20 protein-coding genes and 1 tRNA gene are annotated in these 17,395 nt (G+C 63.5%); 9 read left to right on the top strand and 12 right to left on the bottom strand.

From position 1 onward, the window contains the following. Window positions 1-74: 74 nt before the first annotated feature. Window positions 75-254, bottom strand: coding sequence for a zinc-finger domain-containing protein (locus tag N826_RS10220; RefSeq protein WP_044428249.1), 180 nt, complete (start codon window positions 252-254; stop codon window positions 75-77). A gap of 198 nt (window positions 255-452) precedes the next feature. Between N826_RS10220 and N826_RS10215 the strand changes: the two genes are divergently transcribed. The 6 genes from N826_RS10215 (at window position 453) to N826_RS10190 (ending at window position 5,015) form a co-directional block, all read left to right on the top strand. Next, entirely contained in the window at window positions 453-1,475 is a 1,023-nt protein-coding gene (locus tag N826_RS10215) for an ABC transporter ATP-binding protein (protein ID WP_044428246.1), read from the top strand. Further along, window positions 1,472-2,521, top strand: a complete 1,050-nt coding sequence (locus N826_RS10210; protein WP_044428245.1) for an alpha/beta hydrolase — start codon at window positions 1,472-1,474, stop codon at window positions 2,519-2,521. The genes N826_RS10215 and N826_RS10210 overlap by 4 nt, the downstream gene beginning before the upstream one ends. A 290-nt stretch (window positions 2,522-2,811) precedes the next feature. Next, entirely contained in the window at window positions 2,812-3,030 is a 219-nt protein-coding gene (locus tag N826_RS10205) for a hypothetical protein (RefSeq protein WP_044428243.1), read from the top strand. A gap of 72 nt (window positions 3,031-3,102) precedes the next feature. Then, window positions 3,103-3,633 carry a hypothetical protein gene (locus N826_RS10200; protein WP_147040358.1) on the top strand — a complete coding sequence of 177 codons (531 nt, stop codon included), beginning with the start codon at window positions 3,103-3,105 and terminating at the stop codon, window positions 3,631-3,633. A 188-nt stretch (window positions 3,634-3,821) separates the two neighbouring features. Then, on the top strand, window positions 3,822-4,298 hold the full coding sequence (locus tag N826_RS10195) for a hypothetical protein (protein WP_044428240.1): 477 nt from the start codon (window positions 3,822-3,824) through the stop codon (window positions 4,296-4,298). Between the two features lie 108 nt (window positions 4,299-4,406). Further along, on the top strand, window positions 4,407-5,015 hold the full coding sequence (locus tag N826_RS10190; RefSeq protein WP_169789318.1) for a phosphatase PAP2 family protein: 609 nt from the start codon (window positions 4,407-4,409) through the stop codon (window positions 5,013-5,015). On the opposite strand, the gene greB is transcribed toward N826_RS10190, so the two are convergent. Then, window positions 5,012-5,572, bottom strand: a complete 561-nt coding sequence (gene greB / locus N826_RS10185) for a transcription elongation factor GreB (RefSeq protein WP_044428237.1) — start codon at window positions 5,570-5,572, stop codon at window positions 5,012-5,014. The genes N826_RS10190 and greB overlap by 4 nt on opposite strands. A gap of 143 nt (window positions 5,573-5,715) precedes the next feature. Between greB and N826_RS10180 the strand changes: the two genes are divergently transcribed. Further along, window positions 5,716-6,912 carry an MFS transporter gene (locus tag N826_RS10180; RefSeq protein WP_044428235.1) on the top strand — a complete coding sequence of 399 codons (1,197 nt, stop codon included), beginning with the start codon at window positions 5,716-5,718 and terminating at the stop codon, window positions 6,910-6,912. A 6-nt stretch (window positions 6,913-6,918) separates the two neighbouring features. Here the strand turns inward: N826_RS10180 and sodC are convergent, their stop codons facing one another. The 3 genes from sodC to N826_RS10165 form a co-directional block, all read right to left on the bottom strand. Then, window positions 6,919-7,446, bottom strand: a complete 528-nt coding sequence (gene sodC, locus N826_RS10175; protein ID WP_044428233.1) for a superoxide dismutase family protein — start codon at window positions 7,444-7,446, stop codon at window positions 6,919-6,921. Window positions 7,447-7,593: 147 nt separating this feature from the next. After that, on the bottom strand, window positions 7,594-8,844 hold the full coding sequence (locus N826_RS10170) for a YeeE/YedE family protein (protein ID WP_084720635.1): 1,251 nt from the start codon (window positions 8,842-8,844) through the stop codon (window positions 7,594-7,596). 146 nt (window positions 8,845-8,990) lie between these two features. Continuing rightward, the gene (locus N826_RS10165) at window positions 8,991-10,058 is read right to left on the bottom strand and encodes a patatin-like phospholipase family protein (RefSeq protein ID WP_244619490.1); all 1,068 of its coding nucleotides are present in this window, start codon (window positions 10,056-10,058) and stop codon (window positions 8,991-8,993) included. Between the two features lie 244 nt (window positions 10,059-10,302). Here N826_RS10165 and N826_RS10160 point away from each other — a divergent pair. Continuing rightward, window positions 10,303-10,379, top strand: a tRNA-Arg gene (locus tag N826_RS10160). Between the two features lie 233 nt (window positions 10,380-10,612). Here the strand turns inward: N826_RS10160 and acs are convergent. Next, entirely contained in the window at window positions 10,613-12,568 is a 1,956-nt protein-coding gene (gene acs / locus N826_RS10155) for an acetate--CoA ligase (RefSeq protein WP_044428228.1), read from the bottom strand. A 747-nt stretch (window positions 12,569-13,315) separates the two neighbouring features. On the opposite strand from acs, the gene N826_RS10150 reads away from it, so the two are divergent. Further along, window positions 13,316-13,546, top strand: coding sequence for a hypothetical protein (locus N826_RS10150; RefSeq protein WP_044428225.1), 231 nt, complete (start codon window positions 13,316-13,318; stop codon window positions 13,544-13,546). A gap of 6 nt (window positions 13,547-13,552) precedes the next feature. Here N826_RS10150 and N826_RS10145 read toward each other — a convergent pair whose 3' ends face one another. From N826_RS10145 to N826_RS10120, 6 genes are all read right to left on the bottom strand, one after another. Next, a complete protein-coding gene (locus N826_RS10145; RefSeq protein WP_044428222.1) occupies window positions 13,553-13,900 on the bottom strand; it encodes a Rieske (2Fe-2S) protein in 348 nt (115 codons plus the stop codon). Further along, window positions 13,875-14,318 (bottom strand): EVE domain-containing protein, encoded by a 444-nt coding sequence (locus N826_RS10140; protein WP_044428219.1) that lies wholly within the window; start codon window positions 14,316-14,318, stop codon window positions 13,875-13,877. The genes N826_RS10145 and N826_RS10140 overlap by 26 nt, the downstream gene beginning before the upstream one ends. A 53-nt stretch (window positions 14,319-14,371) precedes the next feature. Then, the gene (locus N826_RS10135) at window positions 14,372-14,656 is read right to left on the bottom strand and encodes a YciI family protein (protein ID WP_044428217.1); all 285 of its coding nucleotides are present in this window, start codon (window positions 14,654-14,656) and stop codon (window positions 14,372-14,374) included. 62 nt (window positions 14,657-14,718) lie between these two features. Next, on the bottom strand, window positions 14,719-15,735 hold the full coding sequence (locus tag N826_RS10130; RefSeq protein WP_044428216.1) for an NAD(P)H-dependent glycerol-3-phosphate dehydrogenase: 1,017 nt from the start codon (window positions 15,733-15,735) through the stop codon (window positions 14,719-14,721). Window positions 15,736-15,807: 72 nt separating this feature from the next. Beyond that, a complete protein-coding gene (gene tsaD, locus N826_RS10125) occupies window positions 15,808-16,875 on the bottom strand; it encodes a tRNA (adenosine(37)-N6)-threonylcarbamoyltransferase complex transferase subunit TsaD (RefSeq protein WP_044428215.1) in 1,068 nt (355 codons plus the stop codon). A 17-nt stretch (window positions 16,876-16,892) separates the two neighbouring features. Next, entirely contained in the window at window positions 16,893-17,255 is a 363-nt protein-coding gene (locus N826_RS10120) for a hypothetical protein (protein ID WP_044428214.1), read from the bottom strand. Window positions 17,256-17,395: the final 140 nt, after the last annotated feature.

The following is a 17,395-nucleotide window of genomic DNA, read 5'->3' as shown; positions in this document are numbered from 1 at the left end:
GTAGTTTTTCTTTAAATAACTACTCGTAAAACGATGGCGACTCCGGAAACCCCCGACCCGCCGTCATAATACCTTCAGTGTCCGTGAGACAGTTTGGCGCCTTCCTTGAGAACGAATCGACGGCCGCAATACGGGCAGTCCGCCTTGCCGCCATTGTCGAGCGTCAGATAGACCAGCGGATGGCCGAGCGCCCCGCCGCCGCCGTCGCAGCCCACAGTTTCCGTTTCCACCTGAATTGTTTCTGTCGGCTGCATTACCTATTTCCCTGTCTTGAGAGTCATGCCTCACGCCGCAACGGCGTTCCGGCATGTTTTGCCGGCCGTCCGGATGATACAAGACGGCGCGGCCTGATCAACGCGATTGTTGGCGCCCGCGTGGTGGTGCCGCAGCAAGCGCTCAATCCATCAGGCGAGAGCCTTGATGGCAGCCCTGTCGAGAAGAACCTGTCGAATATGACCGCCCATTCCTCCACTCCCGCTCCCGCCATAGCCACCACGCCGCTGCCGGCCCAGGCGGTCGAGGTCAGGGGCCTTACCAAGACCTACAAGGCGGCGGGCCGGGCGCCCGCCAAGGAAGCGCTTAAGGGTATTGATCTCGCCATCCCGCGCGGATCGCTGTTCGGTCTGCTCGGTCCCAACGGGGCCGGCAAATCGACGCTGATCAACATCCTGGCCGGTCTGGTCAACAAAACAGGCGGCGAGGCCCGGATCTGGGGCCGCGACATCGACCGGGAAGCGCGGGCGTCGCGCGCCGCCATCGGCGTGGTGCCGCAGGAATTGAACATCGATCCCTTCTTCACCCCCCGCGAGTTGCTCAACCTGCAAGCCGGCCTGTATGGCGTGCCGAAGTCGGAGCGCATCACCGAAGACCTGCTCAAGGCGGTCGGCCTCCAGGACAAGGCCGACGCCTATGCCCGCACCCTGTCCGGCGGGATGCGGCGCCGGCTGATGGTCGCCAAGGCGATGGTCCACTCCCCGCCGGTGCTGGTGCTGGACGAACCGACCGCCGGCGTCGATATCGAGCTGCGCGAAATGCTGTGGGAACAGGTCCGCATGCTCAACAAGGCCGGAACCACGGTCCTGCTGACCACCCATTACCTTCAGGAAGCGCAGGAGTTGTGCGATACGATCGCGATCATCAACCATGGTCAGGTGGTGGCGATGGACAGCACGAGTGCGCTGTTGCGCCGGCTGGACAGCAAGGCGCTGGTCTTCCATCTGGAACGCGACCTGACGGCGGTGCCGGAAGGACTTGGCCGCTGGCAGGCCGAACTGCCTGACCCGAAGCGGCTGGTGGTGCGCTACAAGCCGAGCCGGACACGCGTCGGCGACGTATTGGCGGCTGTTCAGGCGACCGGCCTCGCCATCCAGGACCTCAGCACCGAGGAAGCCGACCTGGAGGATATCTTCCTGCAGCTGACGCGCGGCTCGCACGCCGCGGAGGCAGGGGATCCGACTTTGATGGCGGCGCGATGACGCTGGTGCGGCGTGCCGTGGACCGTGCGGCATACCTGCTCGCGCTGGGAATGCTCCTGCTTCTGCCGGGCGGCTGCGCCGCCACCTTCCAGCCGATGGGGCCGATGACCCAAGCCGCGCATTTGACGATGGACACGGTCGTGACGCCCGATGGGGCGGGACTTCCGCTTCGCTCCTGGCTGCCCGAGGATGGGGTTCCGGTCCACGCCGTCGTCCTGGCGCTGCATGGCTTCAACGACTACTCCAACGCCTTTCAGGCGACCGGGCGCTATTTCTCGGCGCACGGCATCGCGACCTATGCCTATGACCAGCGCGGGTTCGGCGCCACGGTGCGGCCCGGCATATGGCCGACCGACGAGACCCTGATCGCCGACCTGCATACGGTCGCCTCGCTGGTACGCGGACGGCATCCGGACGTTCCCTTCTACCTGTTGGGCGAGAGCATGGGTGGAGCGGTCACGATGAGCGCGCTGGCCGGTCCGACGCCCGCAGGGTTCGAGCCGCTTGCCCCGGCGGGAGTCATCCTGTCGGCTCCGGCCGTCTGGGACAGGAATTCGCTGACAACGCTCCAGCGCGCGGCCCTCTGGGTCAGCTATCACACGGTCCCCTGGCTCCGGCTGACCGCACCCCGCGAGTTGAGGATCAAGCCGTCCGACAACATCGAGATGCTGCGGGCGCTGAGCCGCGATCCCCTGGTCATCAAGGGCACCCGCGTCGACGCGGTCGAGGGACTGGTGCAGTTGATGAGCCGGGCAGCATCCAGCGCCGCGTCCTTGCCGGTGCCCGCCCTGGTGCTTTACGGCAGGAACGAGCAGGTGATCCCCAAGGCACCGATCGAAAAAGCGCTGGCAGCCCTTCCCCGGACCCTGCCGGACGGCAAGGGCAGGGTGACGGTCGGGATCTACGACCAGGGCTACCACATGCTGATGCGCGACTTGAACGGCGAGATCGTCCTGCGCGACATGGTCGCCTGGATCGAGAACCCGACGGCCCCGCTGGCGAGCGGCGCCGACGAAAGATCATGGACGGAGATGGCGGGAGGGTGAAGGTTAGTTCGAGGGAAAATTGACTGCGCCTTTTCGACACGTCACTCGTCGAGATTCATGAGCACAAAAAGCAGTTCATGGGCTATCAGGCAAAGCTTTGATTCCAAGGCTAAATTCAGCATTACATGATTCATAGATAAGCAATCGATTAAATTTTTATTGTTGCACCGATAGAGCGGGAACGATATCGTTTTTGCCAGCACGATTGACTGAATTCCGTCAATTTAGGCATCCAGCCATCAGCGTTCGTCACGTTGATGGTGGGGAAACAGAAAGCAACATAGCCGGTCATGGACGAAAACGCCTTTTTTCAGATGGTCGCGGAGGAATGTGCCGCTGCCGCCTATGGCCCCGTGATGGATGCTCCCATAGAGCCATCTACCAATGGTTCTTCCGCAGAGTTGCGGTCTTATCTGCGGCATTTGGATGACGAAGACTTCCTGAATTCAGAAGCAGATGCCTTGATTGCGGATCTTACGGCGGTGCTCCCGGCAGCCCCACATAAGTAGAGCTTTCTCAGCATCATTCCGGTACCACTCCAGGAGCAGCAGCAACTCGCAGTTCGGCGCGTAGATCCTTTCATGTCGACTGAACAAGTTCGAGACATGCGTCGAACTTTCAACCTGTTCGACAGAGCATTGGACGGGTACAAGCACCTTATCGTTGTTCCCAGCAGCATTAGAAATGAAGCGGCTAAACACGCAGTGCGCTATCACCTGGCGCATCTGCGTATGTTCAATATCGAGCAGACAGAAGTCGATCCCTACAAAGCGGCAACCTGGTACGGCTACTTTATCTGGGAGCACATGCGCGACAAGGATCGCGTTCCTCTCGTCGTGACAATTCACGTTCTGAACCATCTCCTTCGGAAAGAGCCCAAGAAGATCGGATTGGACGATTTTGTCATCAAACAGATCGTAGCTTTCGCGAAGAACCATGAGGGATCGGCGCATATCGGCTCCCCTATCGGAACGGAGCCCGATGGGACTGAGGACAAGTGTTGCAAGCACCGTGACGGAAACGAAGATCACGCCATAGGCAAGGTCGGGATCTATACCGCTTTCACGGCGGCGCGGCGCGTACTGGAGCTTTACAATCCCCATCGGGATTGACTGCCGAGACCGCGTTTTTCGCTTCATTCAGATATCTGGACGTGCTCGATCCTGAACGGCCTTCGTAGGGCGCGGGGCATAGGGTGTATGCCTGGGACGGAGAGCGGCATACTGCGTTATGTGACCGGACATCCAGTCCGTCATCCATAATCAAGACCGCCGTTCCGATATCCCGAGAGGCAAGAAGCATGTCCGCGACCGCTTACCCGACCGCCAACCGAAACCTCTGGAGCCTCGTCGCCGGCTTTGTCGCTGGTTTCCTCGGCGTCCTCATCTTCCATCAGCTCATGCTGGGGCTGTTGCACCTGATCGGCCTGACCGCTGGCCAGCCCTACGCCCTGCGCGCCATTCCGCCGCTCGGGATTCCGGCGTTCCTGTCAGCCGCCTTCTGGGGCGGGGTCTGGGGCATCGTGTTCGCGCTGGTACATCATCGCTTCCCGCGCGGAATGGCGTACTGGGTGGCGGCGTTCCTGTTCGGCGCCATCTTTCCGACGCTGGTCGCGTGGTTCGTGGTCCTGCCGATGAAAGGCATGCCGGCCGGTAACGGGTGGCAGCTGGCGGGCATGCTGACGGGAATTCTCGTCAACGGCGCCTGGGGTATCGGCACCGCGTTCTTCCTGCAACGCTTGCCCGGCGTCTTGGGAGCTTCCCGCAGGGATATCTGACGGTTCCGTATTTTCCGCCGTCATATCCGATGTGCAGTTGCGAAATTGACCGTTTTTCAAGAAATTTGCCGCTATCCTACAGCCTGAACAGGCAAAATGATCGACTTGATGCAAACCATTACCAGCTTGGGCGACTCGGGCCTGCTTTTGCCCGCGTCGCTCTGCATTCTGGCCTACCTGCTGTACAAGGGCGCGCATTCGGTGGCGCTGATCTGGGCAGCGGTCCTCGCGGTAGGGCTCGGCACCACCTTGGTGGCCAAGCTTGGCTTCCATGCATGCGGTGTGGAGATCGGTCTACCGGATGTCCGCAGCCCCAGCGGCCATACCGCGTTCGGCGCCATCTTCTTCGGCTGCGCCGGTCTCCTGGCCGGTTTCGGCCGGCCGAAATGGCAACGTATCGCCATACTCGGCGGTGCCGTCACGCTGATCCTGCTGATAGCGGTCAGCCGCGTGACGCTTCGTGCCCATACGCCCGAGGAAGTCATCGGCGGTCTTTTGATCGGGGGGCTCTCCGTCGCGTTCTTCGCCTGGGCTCATGCCCGCGCCAAGCCGCCGGAGATCAGGCTTCGTCCTGTCGTCGTCGCCTTTGCGGCGCTCGTGGTCCTGCTGAACGGCCAAAGCCTCAACGCCGAGCCGCTGATTCGCGACATCGCCTACAAGCTGCGCTCGACCATGAACGTCTGCACGCCGTCTCCGGATCAGACGGCGCTTAACTAGGTCGCGGCCGCTTCCGGGTAGCGGATATCGACCACTTCCAGCGACTCGACCCCAGCCGGCGTCCTGACTTCGACCACGTCGCCGACTTCCGCCTTCAGCAGGGCGCGGGCAACCGGTGAAATCCAGCTTATCTTTCCCTGGGAAAGGTCGGCCTCGTCGATCCCGACGATGGTCACCGTCTTCTCCTCGTCTCGGTCGTTGGCATAGGTGACGGTAGCGCCGAAGAAGACACGGTCGCGGGTCTTCTGCTGGGTCGGATCGACGACCTCGGCGCTTTCCATCCGCTTGGTCAGGAAGCGGATGCGGCGATCGATCTCGCGCAGGCGCTTCTTGCCATATATGTAGTCGCCGTTTTCGGAGCGGTCGCCGTTGCCAGCCGCCCAGGAGACGACTTCCACTACCTTGGGCCGTTCCACCCGCATCAGGTGTTTGAACTCGTCCTGAAGGTCACGGAAGCCCTTCGGCGTCATGTAGTTCTTCTTACCGGCCGGCTGGATTTCCGGCTCGTCCGGCAAGTCTTCCTCGGTGTCACTTTCGCGGACAAAGGCTTTGCTCATCTTTTGGCGCTTTTCGCTGTAAGGTCCCGGCTCGATCGATGTCAGGCTTGTCCTGAACGCCTCACCGATGCAAGCGGCTTCTACCGAACGTCACGGCCGGTGGCCAAGCCGCACCGTGGAAGAAAGATATCGAGAGGGAAGCCATGCGGGCAACCATCACGCGGGTTCTCTTCGGGCGCGGTCTGCGGTCGGTTGCCGACGGGTTCGTAGCGCTTCTGCTGCCGGTCCATCTTGGACGGCTGGGGTACGGCGCCCTGGATGTCGGACTGCTCGCCACGGTCACCCTGCTCGGTTCCGCGCTGCTGACCCTGACGCTGGGCTATGCCGGCCACCGGATCAGGCTTCGGCAAGGACTGCTCGGAGCCGCCCTGCTGATGACGGCAACCGGCCTCTGCTTCGCCGGGTTCGACACCTTCTGGCCGCTGCTGCTGGTGGCTTTCGTCGGCACGGTCAACCCGTCCAGCGGCGACGTCAGCGTTTTCCTGCCGCTCGAGCACACGCTGATCGCGCAACTGGCGCCCGACCGTGAGCGGACCGCCATCTTCGCCCGCTATAGTCTGGTGGGCTCGGTCGGCACGGCACTCGGCGCACTTGCAGCCGGCGGACTGGAATGGCTCGACCGGCTGGTGCCGCCCGGCACGGCGACCCAGGCGATGTTCCTGGTCTATGCCGCCATCGGTGTCGCCACGTGGTGGCTCTATTCTGGCTTGCCCGATGTCCGGCCGCCGGCCGAGCATCGGACCGTCAGGCTGGGACCGTCGCGCCGCCGGGTCTATGGCTTGGCGGCGCTGTTCTCGGTCGACTCGTTCGGTGGCGGCTTCGTCGTCAACTCGATGCTGGCGCTATGGCTGTTCGAGCGGTTCGGCCTGTCGATAGCCACCACGGGGACCATCTTCTTCGCGACCGGCCTGTGCTCCGCCGTTTCCTATCTGATCGCCGTTCCGCTGTCGCGGCGGTTCGGGTTGATCAACACCATGGTTTTCACCCATATGCCGTCGAGCGTGCTTCTGATCCTGGCGGCGCTGGCGCCCGATCTGTCGCTGGCCGTGGGTTTCCTGGTGGTGCGCAGCCTGCTGTCCCAGATGGACGTACCGACGCGGTCCTCCTATGTCATGGCGATCGTGGAGCCTGCCGAACGGCCGGCGGCGGCCAGCCTTACGGCTGTGCCGCGCAGTTTGGCCGCGGCGATGTCACCCGCCCTTGCCGGTTGGATGCTTGGCGCCACGACCTTCGGCTGGCCGCTGATCTGCGCCGGGGTGCTGAAGATCGGCTACGATCTGGCGCTTCTCCGGCAGTTTCGCGCCGTGCGTCCGCCGGAGGAGGTTGCCGGAGGGGAGTGACCGAGGCTACTTGACGATGCCGCAGGCAATGCGGCCGGCACCGCCGCCTAGCGGTTTCGGCTCGTCGGAATAGTTATCCCCGCCTTCGTGGATCATCAGGGCGCGCCCCTGGACATCCTTCAGCGTCAGGCGGGGGGCCGCGACCGGCTGGTTGGCGATGCCCGATGCATTGACGACCAGCGCCGGCAGGTCGCCCAGATGCCCCGCTCCCTGCGGACCCAGATGCTTGCCGGAGCTTGCGGGATCGAGATGGCCGCCGGCGGCGAACCCGGCTGCCGTCTGCCCGTTGTTCTGTCCCGGTCCGCAATTCGGGTTCTGGTGAACGTGGAACCCGCGCGGGCCGGGCGGCAGACCCTTCAGGTCGGGTTCCAGCACGATGCCCTGGGACGTTTCCCGGATCGTGACGGTCCCGATCGACTGGCCCGTTCCGTCCTTGCTGATAAGGTTCATGGTGGCCGTCGCCGTCGTCGCGGCGTGCAGCGGCGTCGATGCCAGGAAAGCGGCCGAGGCCGCTATGAACATGCATTTTCTCATCGCTGAATCTCCTCCCAAGTTAGTCTGCCCAAATTAGTCTGCCTGTTGGGGGCGCCCCGAGACGTTAGTCGCGAGAGTTTGAGTACGCAACTCACCCTCTCGCGTATTGGAAAGAGACCTGATTGGGGATTGAAGCCGCTGCGTTCGTCAGCACGCGGTCTGGCGCGGCGTCCGTTCGACGGCCAGACCGAACAGGGGGCGCAAGCCCGTGCCGACCCAGTTGCCGGCCAGCGCCGCGACGATCCAGACCCAGCCATGCAGGCTACCCGATGCGATCCCGCTGAAATAGGCGCCGATGTTGCAGCCGAAGGCCAGACGCGACCCGTATCCCAGCATCAGTCCGCCGACCAATGCCGCGATGAACGACTTCAACGGCAGCCGCCAGCCGGGAGCGAAGCGGCCTGCCAGGCCGGCGGCCAGCAGCGCTCCCAGGATGATCCCAAAGTCCATGACCGACGTGACGTCGGCCATGACGCTCTCCCCAAGGGCCTTGGCGTTTCCCGGCTGCTGCCAGAAGGGCCAGGATGCGACGTCGACGCCGCCGGCCATCAAGGCCTTGCTGCCCCACAGGGCGAAGGCCGACGTGATGCCCCAGGGACGTCCGGCGAGAGCCAGCGTCGCGAAGTTCAGCAGCGCCAGGGCGACGGCACCCCAAAGCATAGGCCAGGGACCCCGCAGGAAGCGCCCGACACCGGCCCGCGTGGCATCGGTCCCGGCGGCGACGAGACCACCGTGCCTGCGCTTCTCCAGAACGGCGCTCAGGACCGCTATGCCGGCGAAAACGGCGAGGCTCAAGCCCAGTGCCGCCTGCCAGCCGAAGCTTTCGACCAGTGATATGGGCGCCAGGGACGGCAGCGTCTGCCACCACGGCAGGTTATAGGCGCCGAGCACGGATCCGGCGATGAAGGCCGCCAGGGTGACCACCATGCGGGTATTGCCGCCACCGACGGTGAAAAGCGTTCCGGACGCGCAGCCGCCACCCAATTGCATGCCGATGCCGAACAGGAAGGCGCCGACGACGACCGATGTGCCGACTGGGGCTATCAACCCTCTCACCGGCTGCCCAAACAGGCTGCCATCGGCCAGTACGGGAAAGAACAGCGCACAGGCGATCGCCAGCATCAGCATCTGAGCCCGCAACCCCGCGCCGCGCCGGTCGGCGATCAGTACCCGGAAGGCGGAGGTGAAGCCGAACGACGCGTGATAAAGCGTCAGTCCCAGCAGACCGCCGACCAGAAACAAGGCGGCCTGGGTCGGACTGATGGCGCCGCCCAGCCACAGCGCACCGGCGCCAAGCAGTGCTGCCGCAACCAGGGCGGCACCGTTGTTCCGGGTGGTGTTCGGACCGCCGGCTGTAAATAAGCGGCCGGAAGCGTTGGAGACGGACAAATCGGTCATCCGGGACCCTGTATTTGAACACGATCGACGTGTTGTTTATCGGGAATATCTGTCCCGGAAAATGTGATTTTACCGGTGGAATTGAAAGAGACGAAAAGCAGCTATGCGCCGAGGGAAGAGCGCGTCCGGCGCATGGCTGGCCAAATTCAGGCGACCTTGTCCAGGGTCGGCGTCGCTTCCCCTTCTGCTCCGGCCTCGGCCGATCCTCCGGCGGCTTCGCGGTCCGGGCAGATGTAATCGAACCTGCCCTTCGACGCCGGCGGCAGGCGCAATGCTTCCAGCCCATTCGCCATATCGCGCCGGCCGGCGGCCCAGCGGTCGCGGATGGATGACGGCGAGAAGTCCAGGGTCTTTCCAGCAATCTCATGCCGTGCAGCCTGATAAGCCAGATGGAGCAGCCGTACCGGTGGGCTGTCCGGATCCTGCTTCTCCAGCAGCTCGAACTCCCTTTTGAGAGAAGCGATGCTGCGCCGTGTAGCGCTGGAGAATACGATGTCCTGGGTCCGTTCAAGCACGGCATCGAGGGATTTGGGCCGATGATTGCGCAGGCTGAACAGATCGACCGCAATGCAGGTCAGGTCACCTTGGACCGGCTCCCTGAAGACATAGTCCAAGGGGAGATTGTTGGTGTAGCCGGGGTCGCACAGCAGCCGGCCATCGATCTCGACCGGCGGAAAAGCCGGGGTGATGGCGGCGCTAGCCATGATGTGCTCCGGCCCGATCCTGTCGCGGGCGGTATCGAAAAACACCTCCTCACCGCTTTCCAGATCGACGCAGACCAGCGAAAACCTGATCTCCCCGTTATTGAGGCGGTCGAAATCGACCAAGCGTTCCAATGTAATGCGCAAGGGTGCGGTATCGTACAGCGCGGTATCGTTGGGAACCCAGGGGAGCGCAGACCATAGTCCGGGGTAACGGTGCCGGAAAATGCCGGGACGGCCGAACATGGCCGACAGCGTCATGTTCAGGCCGTTGTAGATCTGACGCGGCTTCAGCCCTAGGGACGAGGGCATCGGGAACGTCGGCAGCGTCGCCTCGTCCCACAGGCGCGCCAGTCGCTCCATCCTTCGTTCCGGCGCGTTGCCCACGAGGATCGCCCCCGTGATGGCTCCGATGGAGGCGCCGATTATCCAGTCCGGCCGAATGTTCCGTTCGTCCAACTGCTCATAGGCGCCGGCAAGGTAGGCTCCGAGCGCATTGCCACCGCCCAGCACAAGCGCAATATCCGTTTTTCTTGCCGAAACGGAGGAAGTTACCATGAAGCGAGCCCCGGTTGTTTCGTACTGGTGCGAGATGCCTTCGCACTTGCGAGATGGACAGCCAGGGCAACAGCGTCAAGCTCGGGTCGTTCCACGTGGGGCAGCCACGAGCCTTTCGAAGCGCTGGCGACACGAAAACCCGTGCCACCAAGGCATTGCGCATCGTCTTTCCTTACGCTATGGTCCGCCTCGTGTCGCTGGACCCGTAGCTCAGCTGGATAGAGCGCTGCCCTCCGAAGGCAGAGGTCGTACGTTCGAATCGTATCGGGTCCGCCACTTTCCGCCGAATGACGGCGAGATAATCCTGCTGAAATCCTGACGCCAAGTAATTCTGGAAGCGTAATATCTTTGCCGTGCGGAACCTTGTTCCGCCACCGGTTATGGCTTTGTCGATTCATGCCTGATCGCTTGGCAATGAATTCTCGGGTGGAAAATCCCCTCCGCCGCATCTGGAATGAAAAAGGGGAGCCCTGCGGCTCCCCTTCTCCAATTTCGATCTCCGCGACAGATCAGCCGCGGTTCATGCGGCTATCGACCAGATCGTTCACCACGCCGGGATCGGCCAGCGTGGAGATGTCGCCCAGGGCTTCGTGCTCGTTCGCGGCGATCTTGCGCAGGATGCGGCGCATGATCTTGCCGGAGCGGGTCTTCGGCAATCCCGGAGCCCACTGGATCAGGTCCGGCGAGGCGATCGGGCCGATTTCCTTGCGGACCCATGTCACCAGCTCCTTGCGCAGCTCTTCCGTCGGATCGATGCCGGTGTTGAGCGTCACATAGGCGTAGATGCCCTGGCCCTTCAGGTCGTGCGGGTAACCGACCACGGCGGCCTCGGCGACCTTCGGGTGGGCGACCAGCGCACTTTCGATCTCGGCAGTGCCCATCCGGTGACCGGACACATTGATGACGTCGTCGACGCGGCCGGTGATCCAGTAGTAGCCGTCCTCGTCGCGGCGGCAGCCGTCGCCCGTGAAGTACTTGCCCTCGAAGGTTGCGAAGTAGGTCTGGACGAACCGGGCATGATCGCCGAACACCGAGCGCATCTGGCCGGGCCAGCTATCGGCCATGCACAGGTTGCCTTCGGTCGGACCTTCCAGCAGCTTGCCGTCGTTATCCACCACGACCGGCTGCACGCCGAAGAACGGCAGGGTGGCCGAACCGGGCTTGGCGGTGGTGGCGCCGGGCAGCGGGCTGATCAGGATGCCGCCGGTTTCCGTCTGCCAGAAGGTGTCCACGATCGGGCAACGGCCGTCGCCGACCACGTTGTAGTACCACAGCCAGGCTTCCGGGTTGATCGGCTCGCCGACCGAGCCCAGGATGCGCAACGACTTGCGGCTGGTCTTCTTGACGGGGCCTTCGCCCTCGCGCATCAGCGCGCGGACGGCGGTCGGGGCCGTGTAGAAGATCGAGACGTTGTGCTTGTCGATCACTTCCCAGAAGCGCGACACCGACGGATAGTTCGGAATGCCTTCGAACATCAGCGTCGTGGCGCCGTTGGCGAGCGGACCGTAGACGATGTAGGAGTGGCCGGTGACCCAGCCCACGTCGGCCGTGCACCAGTAGACCTCGCCCGGCTTGTAGTCGAAGACGTACTGGTGGGTCATCGACGCGTAGACCAGATAACCGCCGGTGGTGTGCAGCACGCCCTTGGGCTTGCCGGTCGAACCGGAGGTGTAGAGGATGAACAGCGGGTCTTCCGCGTTCATCTCGTCCGGGGTGTTCTCGGCCGGGACCTTGGCGATCTCCTCGTCGTACCAGAAGTCGCGGCCCTCGGTCCATTCCACGGCGCCGCCGGTGCGGCGGACGACGATCTGGGTCTTGACGCAGGGAGACTGCTTCAGCGCCTCGTCGGCGTTCTTCTTCAGCGGGACCTTGCGGCCGCCGCGCAGGCCCTCGTCGGCGGTGATCAGCAGGTGGCTGTCGCAGTCGACGAGGCGGTCGCGCAGGCTGTCCGGCGAGAAGCCGCCGAAGACGATGGAGTGGATGGCGCCGACGCGGGCGCAGGCCAGCATCGCATAGGCCGCTTCCGGGATCATCGGCAGGTAGATGGTGACCCGGTCGCCCTTCTTGACGCCCTTCGCCTTCAGGACGTTGGCCAGCCGGCAGACCTGCTCGTGAAGCTCGCGGTAGGTGATGTGACGGCTTTCGGCCGGGTTGTCGCCTTCCCAGATGATCGCGGTCTGGTCGGCCTTATCGGCCAGATGGCGGTCGATGCAGTTGGCGCTGACGTTGAGCGTGCCGTCATAGAACCAGCGGATATGAACGTCACCGGTGAAGCTGACATCCTTGACGTGGGTATAGGGGCGAATCCAGTCCAGGCGTTTACCCTGCTCGCCCCAGAATGCTTCCGGGTCCTTGATCGACTGCTCGTACATCCGGGCGTAGCCTGCGGCATCGACCCAGGCCGACTTCGCGACTGATTCGGGAGGCGGGAAGCTGCTCGGAGTCGTATTGGGCGTTGTGTTCATTGGCTCGCGGTTCCCCCGGTTCGTTCTGGTTACAGTTGACGGTCGATCTTGGAATAATCGATCCGGTAACCTCTCTCGGTCTGCGGAAGATTAGCCACAGCGGCGCAGCTTTAACAAGCCGTTCGGGTGGTGGAGGCATGTGTCGCGCAGGCCATGCCAGCTGTGGAAATCCGCCTCCCGTCATATCGCGCGCGGGGACATTCTTACGCATTGATCTACCTCAACAGAATATTCCGAGGATCGTCACCGGCGACTGGATTTCCATGGGGATGCCGGTCCCTGGCAGTAATCGACTGTATTCGGCTGCCCAAGCTCCCGTATGCCGAGTTCATGTCAACGATGACATAATGTCTGAGGCATACAATCCACTCCGGCAGGAACTTGCAGATGGTCAAAGATATTGAGTGTAGATGTCGTTCTGCGCGTCTGTAGGAAAAGAAAAATAGACCAAATATTCCGATCCGGTGTCTAAATATTTTAGGAAATCGCTCTTCCACAACGAGGATCTGAGAAGTTCGATATCAAAGTGGTCATTCCACTTGGAAGATGGCAGGGCAGCCGGGACAGCAGCATTCTTTCCGGCTTGCAGTGGTGACGTGGACAATTAGTCGCAAGGGGGTGTGCATTGGACCAATGCCGAACCAGCGAAAGGTAACGTTCCGGTTCCGCAACATTTACCAGCCGTTAAGTCAAGGCTGCATATTCTCGTGTCAGCCAGGACTTTTGCAATCAGCGCGGGACAAGGCCATGACGAGCGATGTCGGTGCGGACGGTGGGACGGATAGCCTGACCGGCGAGATCCGCCGCCTCAGCCAGATCAGCAACCAGACCAGCTTGATGACGATCGACGCCGTGCTGCGGGCGCTGCCGCGTGACGGCAATGGCTACGCAACCGCCGCGGCCGAGTTGCGCGTGGTCGCCCGCCGGGTCGTCCACAGCGCCCGCGACTGCGGCGCCAGCCTCACCGGCGCTTCCTGACGGGCGTCAATCCCGCGCCGTCACGACACCATCGCCGGTCACGGTGAGCGATATCGGTGTCAGGTGCTTGCCGACGCATGGACCGCTGACGCAGCGACCCGTCTCGATCTCGAACAGGGCGCCATGGGTGGCGCATTGGATATGCCGTCCGTTTCGGCTCATGAAGCGGTCGGGCGTCCAATCCAGCGGCGACCGTGCATGCGGGCAGGAATTGACATAGCCGAACGCCCGGCTCCCCGATCGCACGATCAGGATATCCAGGCTGTCCGGAGCCTCCCCGATACCGGACTTCAGCGTGAAGCCGCGTCCGGTGCCGTCGGGAATTTCCTCAAGCAGACAAAGCGCGATCGCCATCGATGTCCTCGGCAAGGCCGGCAAGCCGGCAGATATGGCTCCACTGGGCTTCGGTGACCGGGCAGACCGAAAGGCGCGACTGCCGTATCAGGGCCATGTCGGCCAACTCCGGGTCGGTCTTGATCTGCTTCAGGGTGACCGGAGTCACGACGGAAGCGACCGCCCGGACATCGACCATGCCGAAGCGGCCTTTCTCGTCGCTGGGATCCGGATAGTACTCCCTCGCCACTTCGACGACGCCAACGATCTCCAAACCTTCGTTGGAATGGTAGAAGAATGCCCGGTCGCCAAGGCGCATGGCCTTGAGGTTGTTGGACGCCTGGTGGTTCCGGACGCCGTTCCAATGGGTAACGCCGTCCGCGACCATCCGGTCCCACGAGTATTTGAAGGGCTCGGATTTTACCAGCCAGTACGCCATCGCCGCCGCCTTGGGATAGAGGTCTCGATAAAGGTTCGTTCAGACGGGTAAGGTCAGGACTTCGGCAGGACCTTGCGCCATGGGCGTATCGTTACGCTTTCGAACAGACCGGCCTTGGCATAAGGATCGTCCGTCGTGAAACGCTGGGCCGCGGCGCTGTCGTCGAAATCGACAATCAGCACGCTGCCGGTCATGGCGCTGCCGTCGTCGGTCAGGGTCGGTCCGGCGGCGAAGATCTTGTCGCCGAAGCTTTCCAGATAGGCCAGATGGGCCGTTCGGTTAGCTGCCCGGATGTCGCCGCTGCCGGCCTTGTCGGTGCAGGTGATCACGTAGAGCATCGTTATTCCTCCCAGGTTCATGTTGCGTCTGAAACTATTGTTAACATCAACAACTCATAACATCAGCGGCCTTCGATGCGAAACGGCCGGGCCATCAGTGATGCGATGGTTTCGTCGATATCGGCATTCCGGTTGAGGATGGCGTCCACCGCGCGGCAAATCGGCATCTCCACGCCATGGCGGCGGGCCAGTTCTCCCAATGCCGCTGATGTGTGGACGCCCTCCGCGACCGAATGCCGTTCGCCCATGATCTCCGACAGGGTGCGGCCTTCGCCGAGCGCCGTTCCCAGCGACGTGTTGCGCGACTGGAGACTGGTGCAGGTCAGCGTCAGGTCGCCCAGGCCGGACAGCCCCATCAACGTTTCCGGCCGGGCGCCCAGCGCCAGCCCAAGCCGCGAAATTTCCGCCAGTCCGCGCGTGATCAGGGCGGCGCGGGCATTGTCGCCGAGTCGGCGGCCCAGGATGATGCCGCAGGCGATCGCCAGCACGTTCTTTACGGCGCCACCGACCTGAGCGCCCATGACGTCGTCGGATAGATAGGGCCGGAACGACCGGCTGCCGAGGGTCTCGACGATCCGGGAACCCAGTTCCTGGTCCCGGATCGCCAGTGTCACCGCCGTCGGCAGGCCCTTGGCGACCTCCACCGCGAAAGTCGGGCCTGACAGAACGCCGACCGGCGAGGCGGGCAGGGACGCCTCCGCCGCCTCGCTCATCAGGCAGCCGGTCGAAAGCTCGATCCCCTTGGCGCACAGCACGACCGGGGTACCGGGCCGCAGCGAAGGCTGTAACTTGGCGCAGGCGGTCCGCAGGTGCTGCGCCGGCGTCACCAGCATGATCGCGTCGGCCTTCGCTATCTCGCCAAGGTCGGTGGTGAGGTCCAGCGTCGGCGGCAATGGGACACCCGGTAGATAGCGGGTATTCTCCCGCTCCCGCCTCATCGCCTCGACCGCATCCGGGTTCCTTGCCCAAAGCACGGTTTCGCGTCCGGCACGCAGCGCCGCCAGGGCGATTGCGGTCCCCCAGGCGCCCGCGCCGATCACGCCGACGCGGGCGAAGGGGACAACATCGGCAGCGGTCATGACAGGTTTCCTCGGCTGGCGGATCACACCTTCATTATGCGAGCCGTCCCGGGATGGCAACCGGGTTGGCTGTTACTTGGCTCCCTTGCCCGCCGGTTTCTTCGCGGTCGGGTCGAGCGGCCAGCGGGGGCGGGGGGCGAAGTCCAGGGTGTCGGTCTGGCCGAGTTGCAGGCGTTCGACGCCGGCCCAAGCGATCATCGCGGCGTTGTCGGTACACAGCTTCAGCGGTGGCGCCTGAAAGCGGAAGGCCAGCTTTTCCGTCAGCGCCGTCAGCCGGGCGCGCAGGTACTTGTTGGCGGCGACGCCCCCCGCCACCACCAGCGTATTGCCATCGGGGTGCTCGGCGCGGAATTGGGCGATGGCGCGGGTGCAACGGTCCACCATCACGTCGCCGACGGCGGCCTGGAAGCCGGCGGCCAGATCGCGGATATCAACCGGGTCGAACGGACCGGGCGGCAGCTCGTCCAGCCGGTTGCGGACCGCCGTCTTGAGCCCCGAGAACGAAAAGTCGCAGCCCGGCCGTCCCTTCATCGGGCGCGGCAGCTCGAAGCGCCCGGGATCGCCGCCCTCGGCGGCCCTTTCAAGCAACGGTCCGCCGGGATAGCCCAGGCCCATCAGCTTGGCCGCCTTGTCGAACGCCTCGCCGACCGCGTCGTCGATCGTGGTGCCCAGCCGGCGATACTTGCCGACACCTTCCACCGCCAGAAGCTGGCAGTGGCCGCCCGACACCAGCAGCAGGAGATACGGAAACGCCAGCCCCTCCGGCGACGGGTCGGTCAGCCGGGCGGTCAGCGCATGGCCTTCCAGGTGGTTGACGGCGACGAAGGGAAGGCCGCGCACGGAGGCGATCGCCTTGGCCGTCATGACGCCGACGATCACGCCGCCGATCAGGCCCGGTCCGCCGGTCGCGGCCACGCCGTCCAACTGGTCGAAGCCCAGGCCCGCATCGGACATCGCGCGCGCGATCAGGCCGTCGAGATGTTCAAGATGGGCACGCGCCGCGATCTCAGGGACGACGCCGCCATAGGGACGGTGGTCGGAGAGCTGCGACAGCACGACGTCGGCCAGGATCTCCCGCCGGTCTGTGACGACGGCGGCAGCCGTCTCGTCGCAACTCGTTTCGATACCCAGAACGATCATGTCAGTGAATAATCATATCAGTTGGAGGATCTCGTCGACGAAAGGTTCTCGGTCAGGATCTGCTTGGTGATGACCAGGGACAGGCACCCGTTCTCCAGCTCCAGGAACTTGTCGGCGCTACGCGGCAGAGGCACTTTGTTCTTGCGGCAGAACAGGATCAGGAAGGCCGCCGCTTCGCCCTGGGTGAAGACGAGATCGATCAGCTGCCGGGCGCCCGCCTTCTCCACCTGCACCACGAGTTGAAGTTCCGGCTCCGAAACGGTCCAGACGCGCCGGATTTGTCCGTGCGGCATCTTGTCCGGGTGGAGGCTGGCGAACAGGCGGACAGCTTCCTTCACCGCCTCGTTCGAGAAGATTACCTGCCGTCGCTCCGTTATCATCGACCGTCCCTGACCAGATGCCCTAGCTGCGCCGCACCAATACGATAGCGAGACATATAGCCTAAAAGCGCTTATACCAACGGGCTTTCCGCATGCGCCTCAAATACGCATGTGGGGACTTCCCGTGCGTCCCATAACGT

The organism is Skermanella aerolata KACC 11604 (assembly GCF_000936425.1).
Taxonomy (GTDB): Bacteria; Pseudomonadota; Alphaproteobacteria; order Azospirillales; family Azospirillaceae; genus Skermanella; species Skermanella aerolata.
The sequence above is the reverse complement of the archived record's forward strand: the minus strand, read 5'-3'. Positions and strand labels throughout refer to the sequence as shown.

Excerpts from the sequence above, each read along its gene's own strand:
- N826_RS10220 (WP_044428249.1), bottom strand. The coding sequence starts at position 254 with ATGCAGCCGACAGAAACAATTCAGGTGGAAACGGAAACTGTGGGCTGC.
- N826_RS10215 (WP_044428246.1), top strand. The coding sequence starts at position 453 with ATGACCGCCCATTCCTCCACTCCCGCTCCCGCCATAGCCACCACGCCG.
- N826_RS10210 (WP_044428245.1), top strand. The coding sequence starts at position 1,472 with ATGACGCTGGTGCGGCGTGCCGTGGACCGTGCGGCATACCTGCTCGCG.
- N826_RS10205 (WP_044428243.1), top strand. The coding sequence starts at position 2,812 with ATGGACGAAAACGCCTTTTTTCAGATGGTCGCGGAGGAATGTGCCGCT.
- N826_RS10200 (WP_147040358.1), top strand. The coding sequence starts at position 3,103 with ATGTCGACTGAACAAGTTCGAGACATGCGTCGAACTTTCAACCTGTTC.
- N826_RS10195 (WP_044428240.1), top strand. The coding sequence starts at position 3,822 with ATGTCCGCGACCGCTTACCCGACCGCCAACCGAAACCTCTGGAGCCTC.
- N826_RS10190 (WP_169789318.1), top strand. The coding sequence starts at position 4,407 with ATGCAAACCATTACCAGCTTGGGCGACTCGGGCCTGCTTTTGCCCGCG.
- greB (WP_044428237.1), bottom strand. The coding sequence starts at position 5,572 with ATGAGCAAAGCCTTTGTCCGCGAAAGTGACACCGAGGAAGACTTGCCG.
- N826_RS10180 (WP_044428235.1), top strand. The coding sequence starts at position 5,716 with ATGCGGGCAACCATCACGCGGGTTCTCTTCGGGCGCGGTCTGCGGTCG.
- sodC (WP_044428233.1), bottom strand. The coding sequence starts at position 7,446 with ATGAGAAAATGCATGTTCATAGCGGCCTCGGCCGCTTTCCTGGCATCG.
- N826_RS10170 (WP_084720635.1), bottom strand. The coding sequence starts at position 8,844 with ATGACCGATTTGTCCGTCTCCAACGCTTCCGGCCGCTTATTTACAGCC.
- acs (WP_044428228.1), bottom strand. The coding sequence starts at position 12,568 with ATGAACACAACGCCCAATACGACTCCGAGCAGCTTCCCGCCTCCCGAA.
- N826_RS10150 (WP_044428225.1), top strand. The coding sequence starts at position 13,316 with ATGACGAGCGATGTCGGTGCGGACGGTGGGACGGATAGCCTGACCGGC.
- N826_RS10145 (WP_044428222.1), bottom strand. The coding sequence starts at position 13,900 with ATGGCGATCGCGCTTTGTCTGCTTGAGGAAATTCCCGACGGCACCGGA.
- N826_RS10140 (WP_044428219.1), bottom strand. The coding sequence starts at position 14,318 with ATGGCGTACTGGCTGGTAAAATCCGAGCCCTTCAAATACTCGTGGGAC.
- N826_RS10135 (WP_044428217.1), bottom strand. The coding sequence starts at position 14,656 with ATGCTCTACGTGATCACCTGCACCGACAAGGCCGGCAGCGGCGACATC.
- N826_RS10130 (WP_044428216.1), bottom strand. The coding sequence starts at position 15,735 with ATGACCGCTGCCGATGTTGTCCCCTTCGCCCGCGTCGGCGTGATCGGC.
- tsaD (WP_044428215.1), bottom strand. The coding sequence starts at position 16,875 with ATGATCGTTCTGGGTATCGAAACGAGTTGCGACGAGACGGCTGCCGCC.
- N826_RS10120 (WP_044428214.1), bottom strand. The coding sequence starts at position 17,255 with ATGATAACGGAGCGACGGCAGGTAATCTTCTCGAACGAGGCGGTGAAG.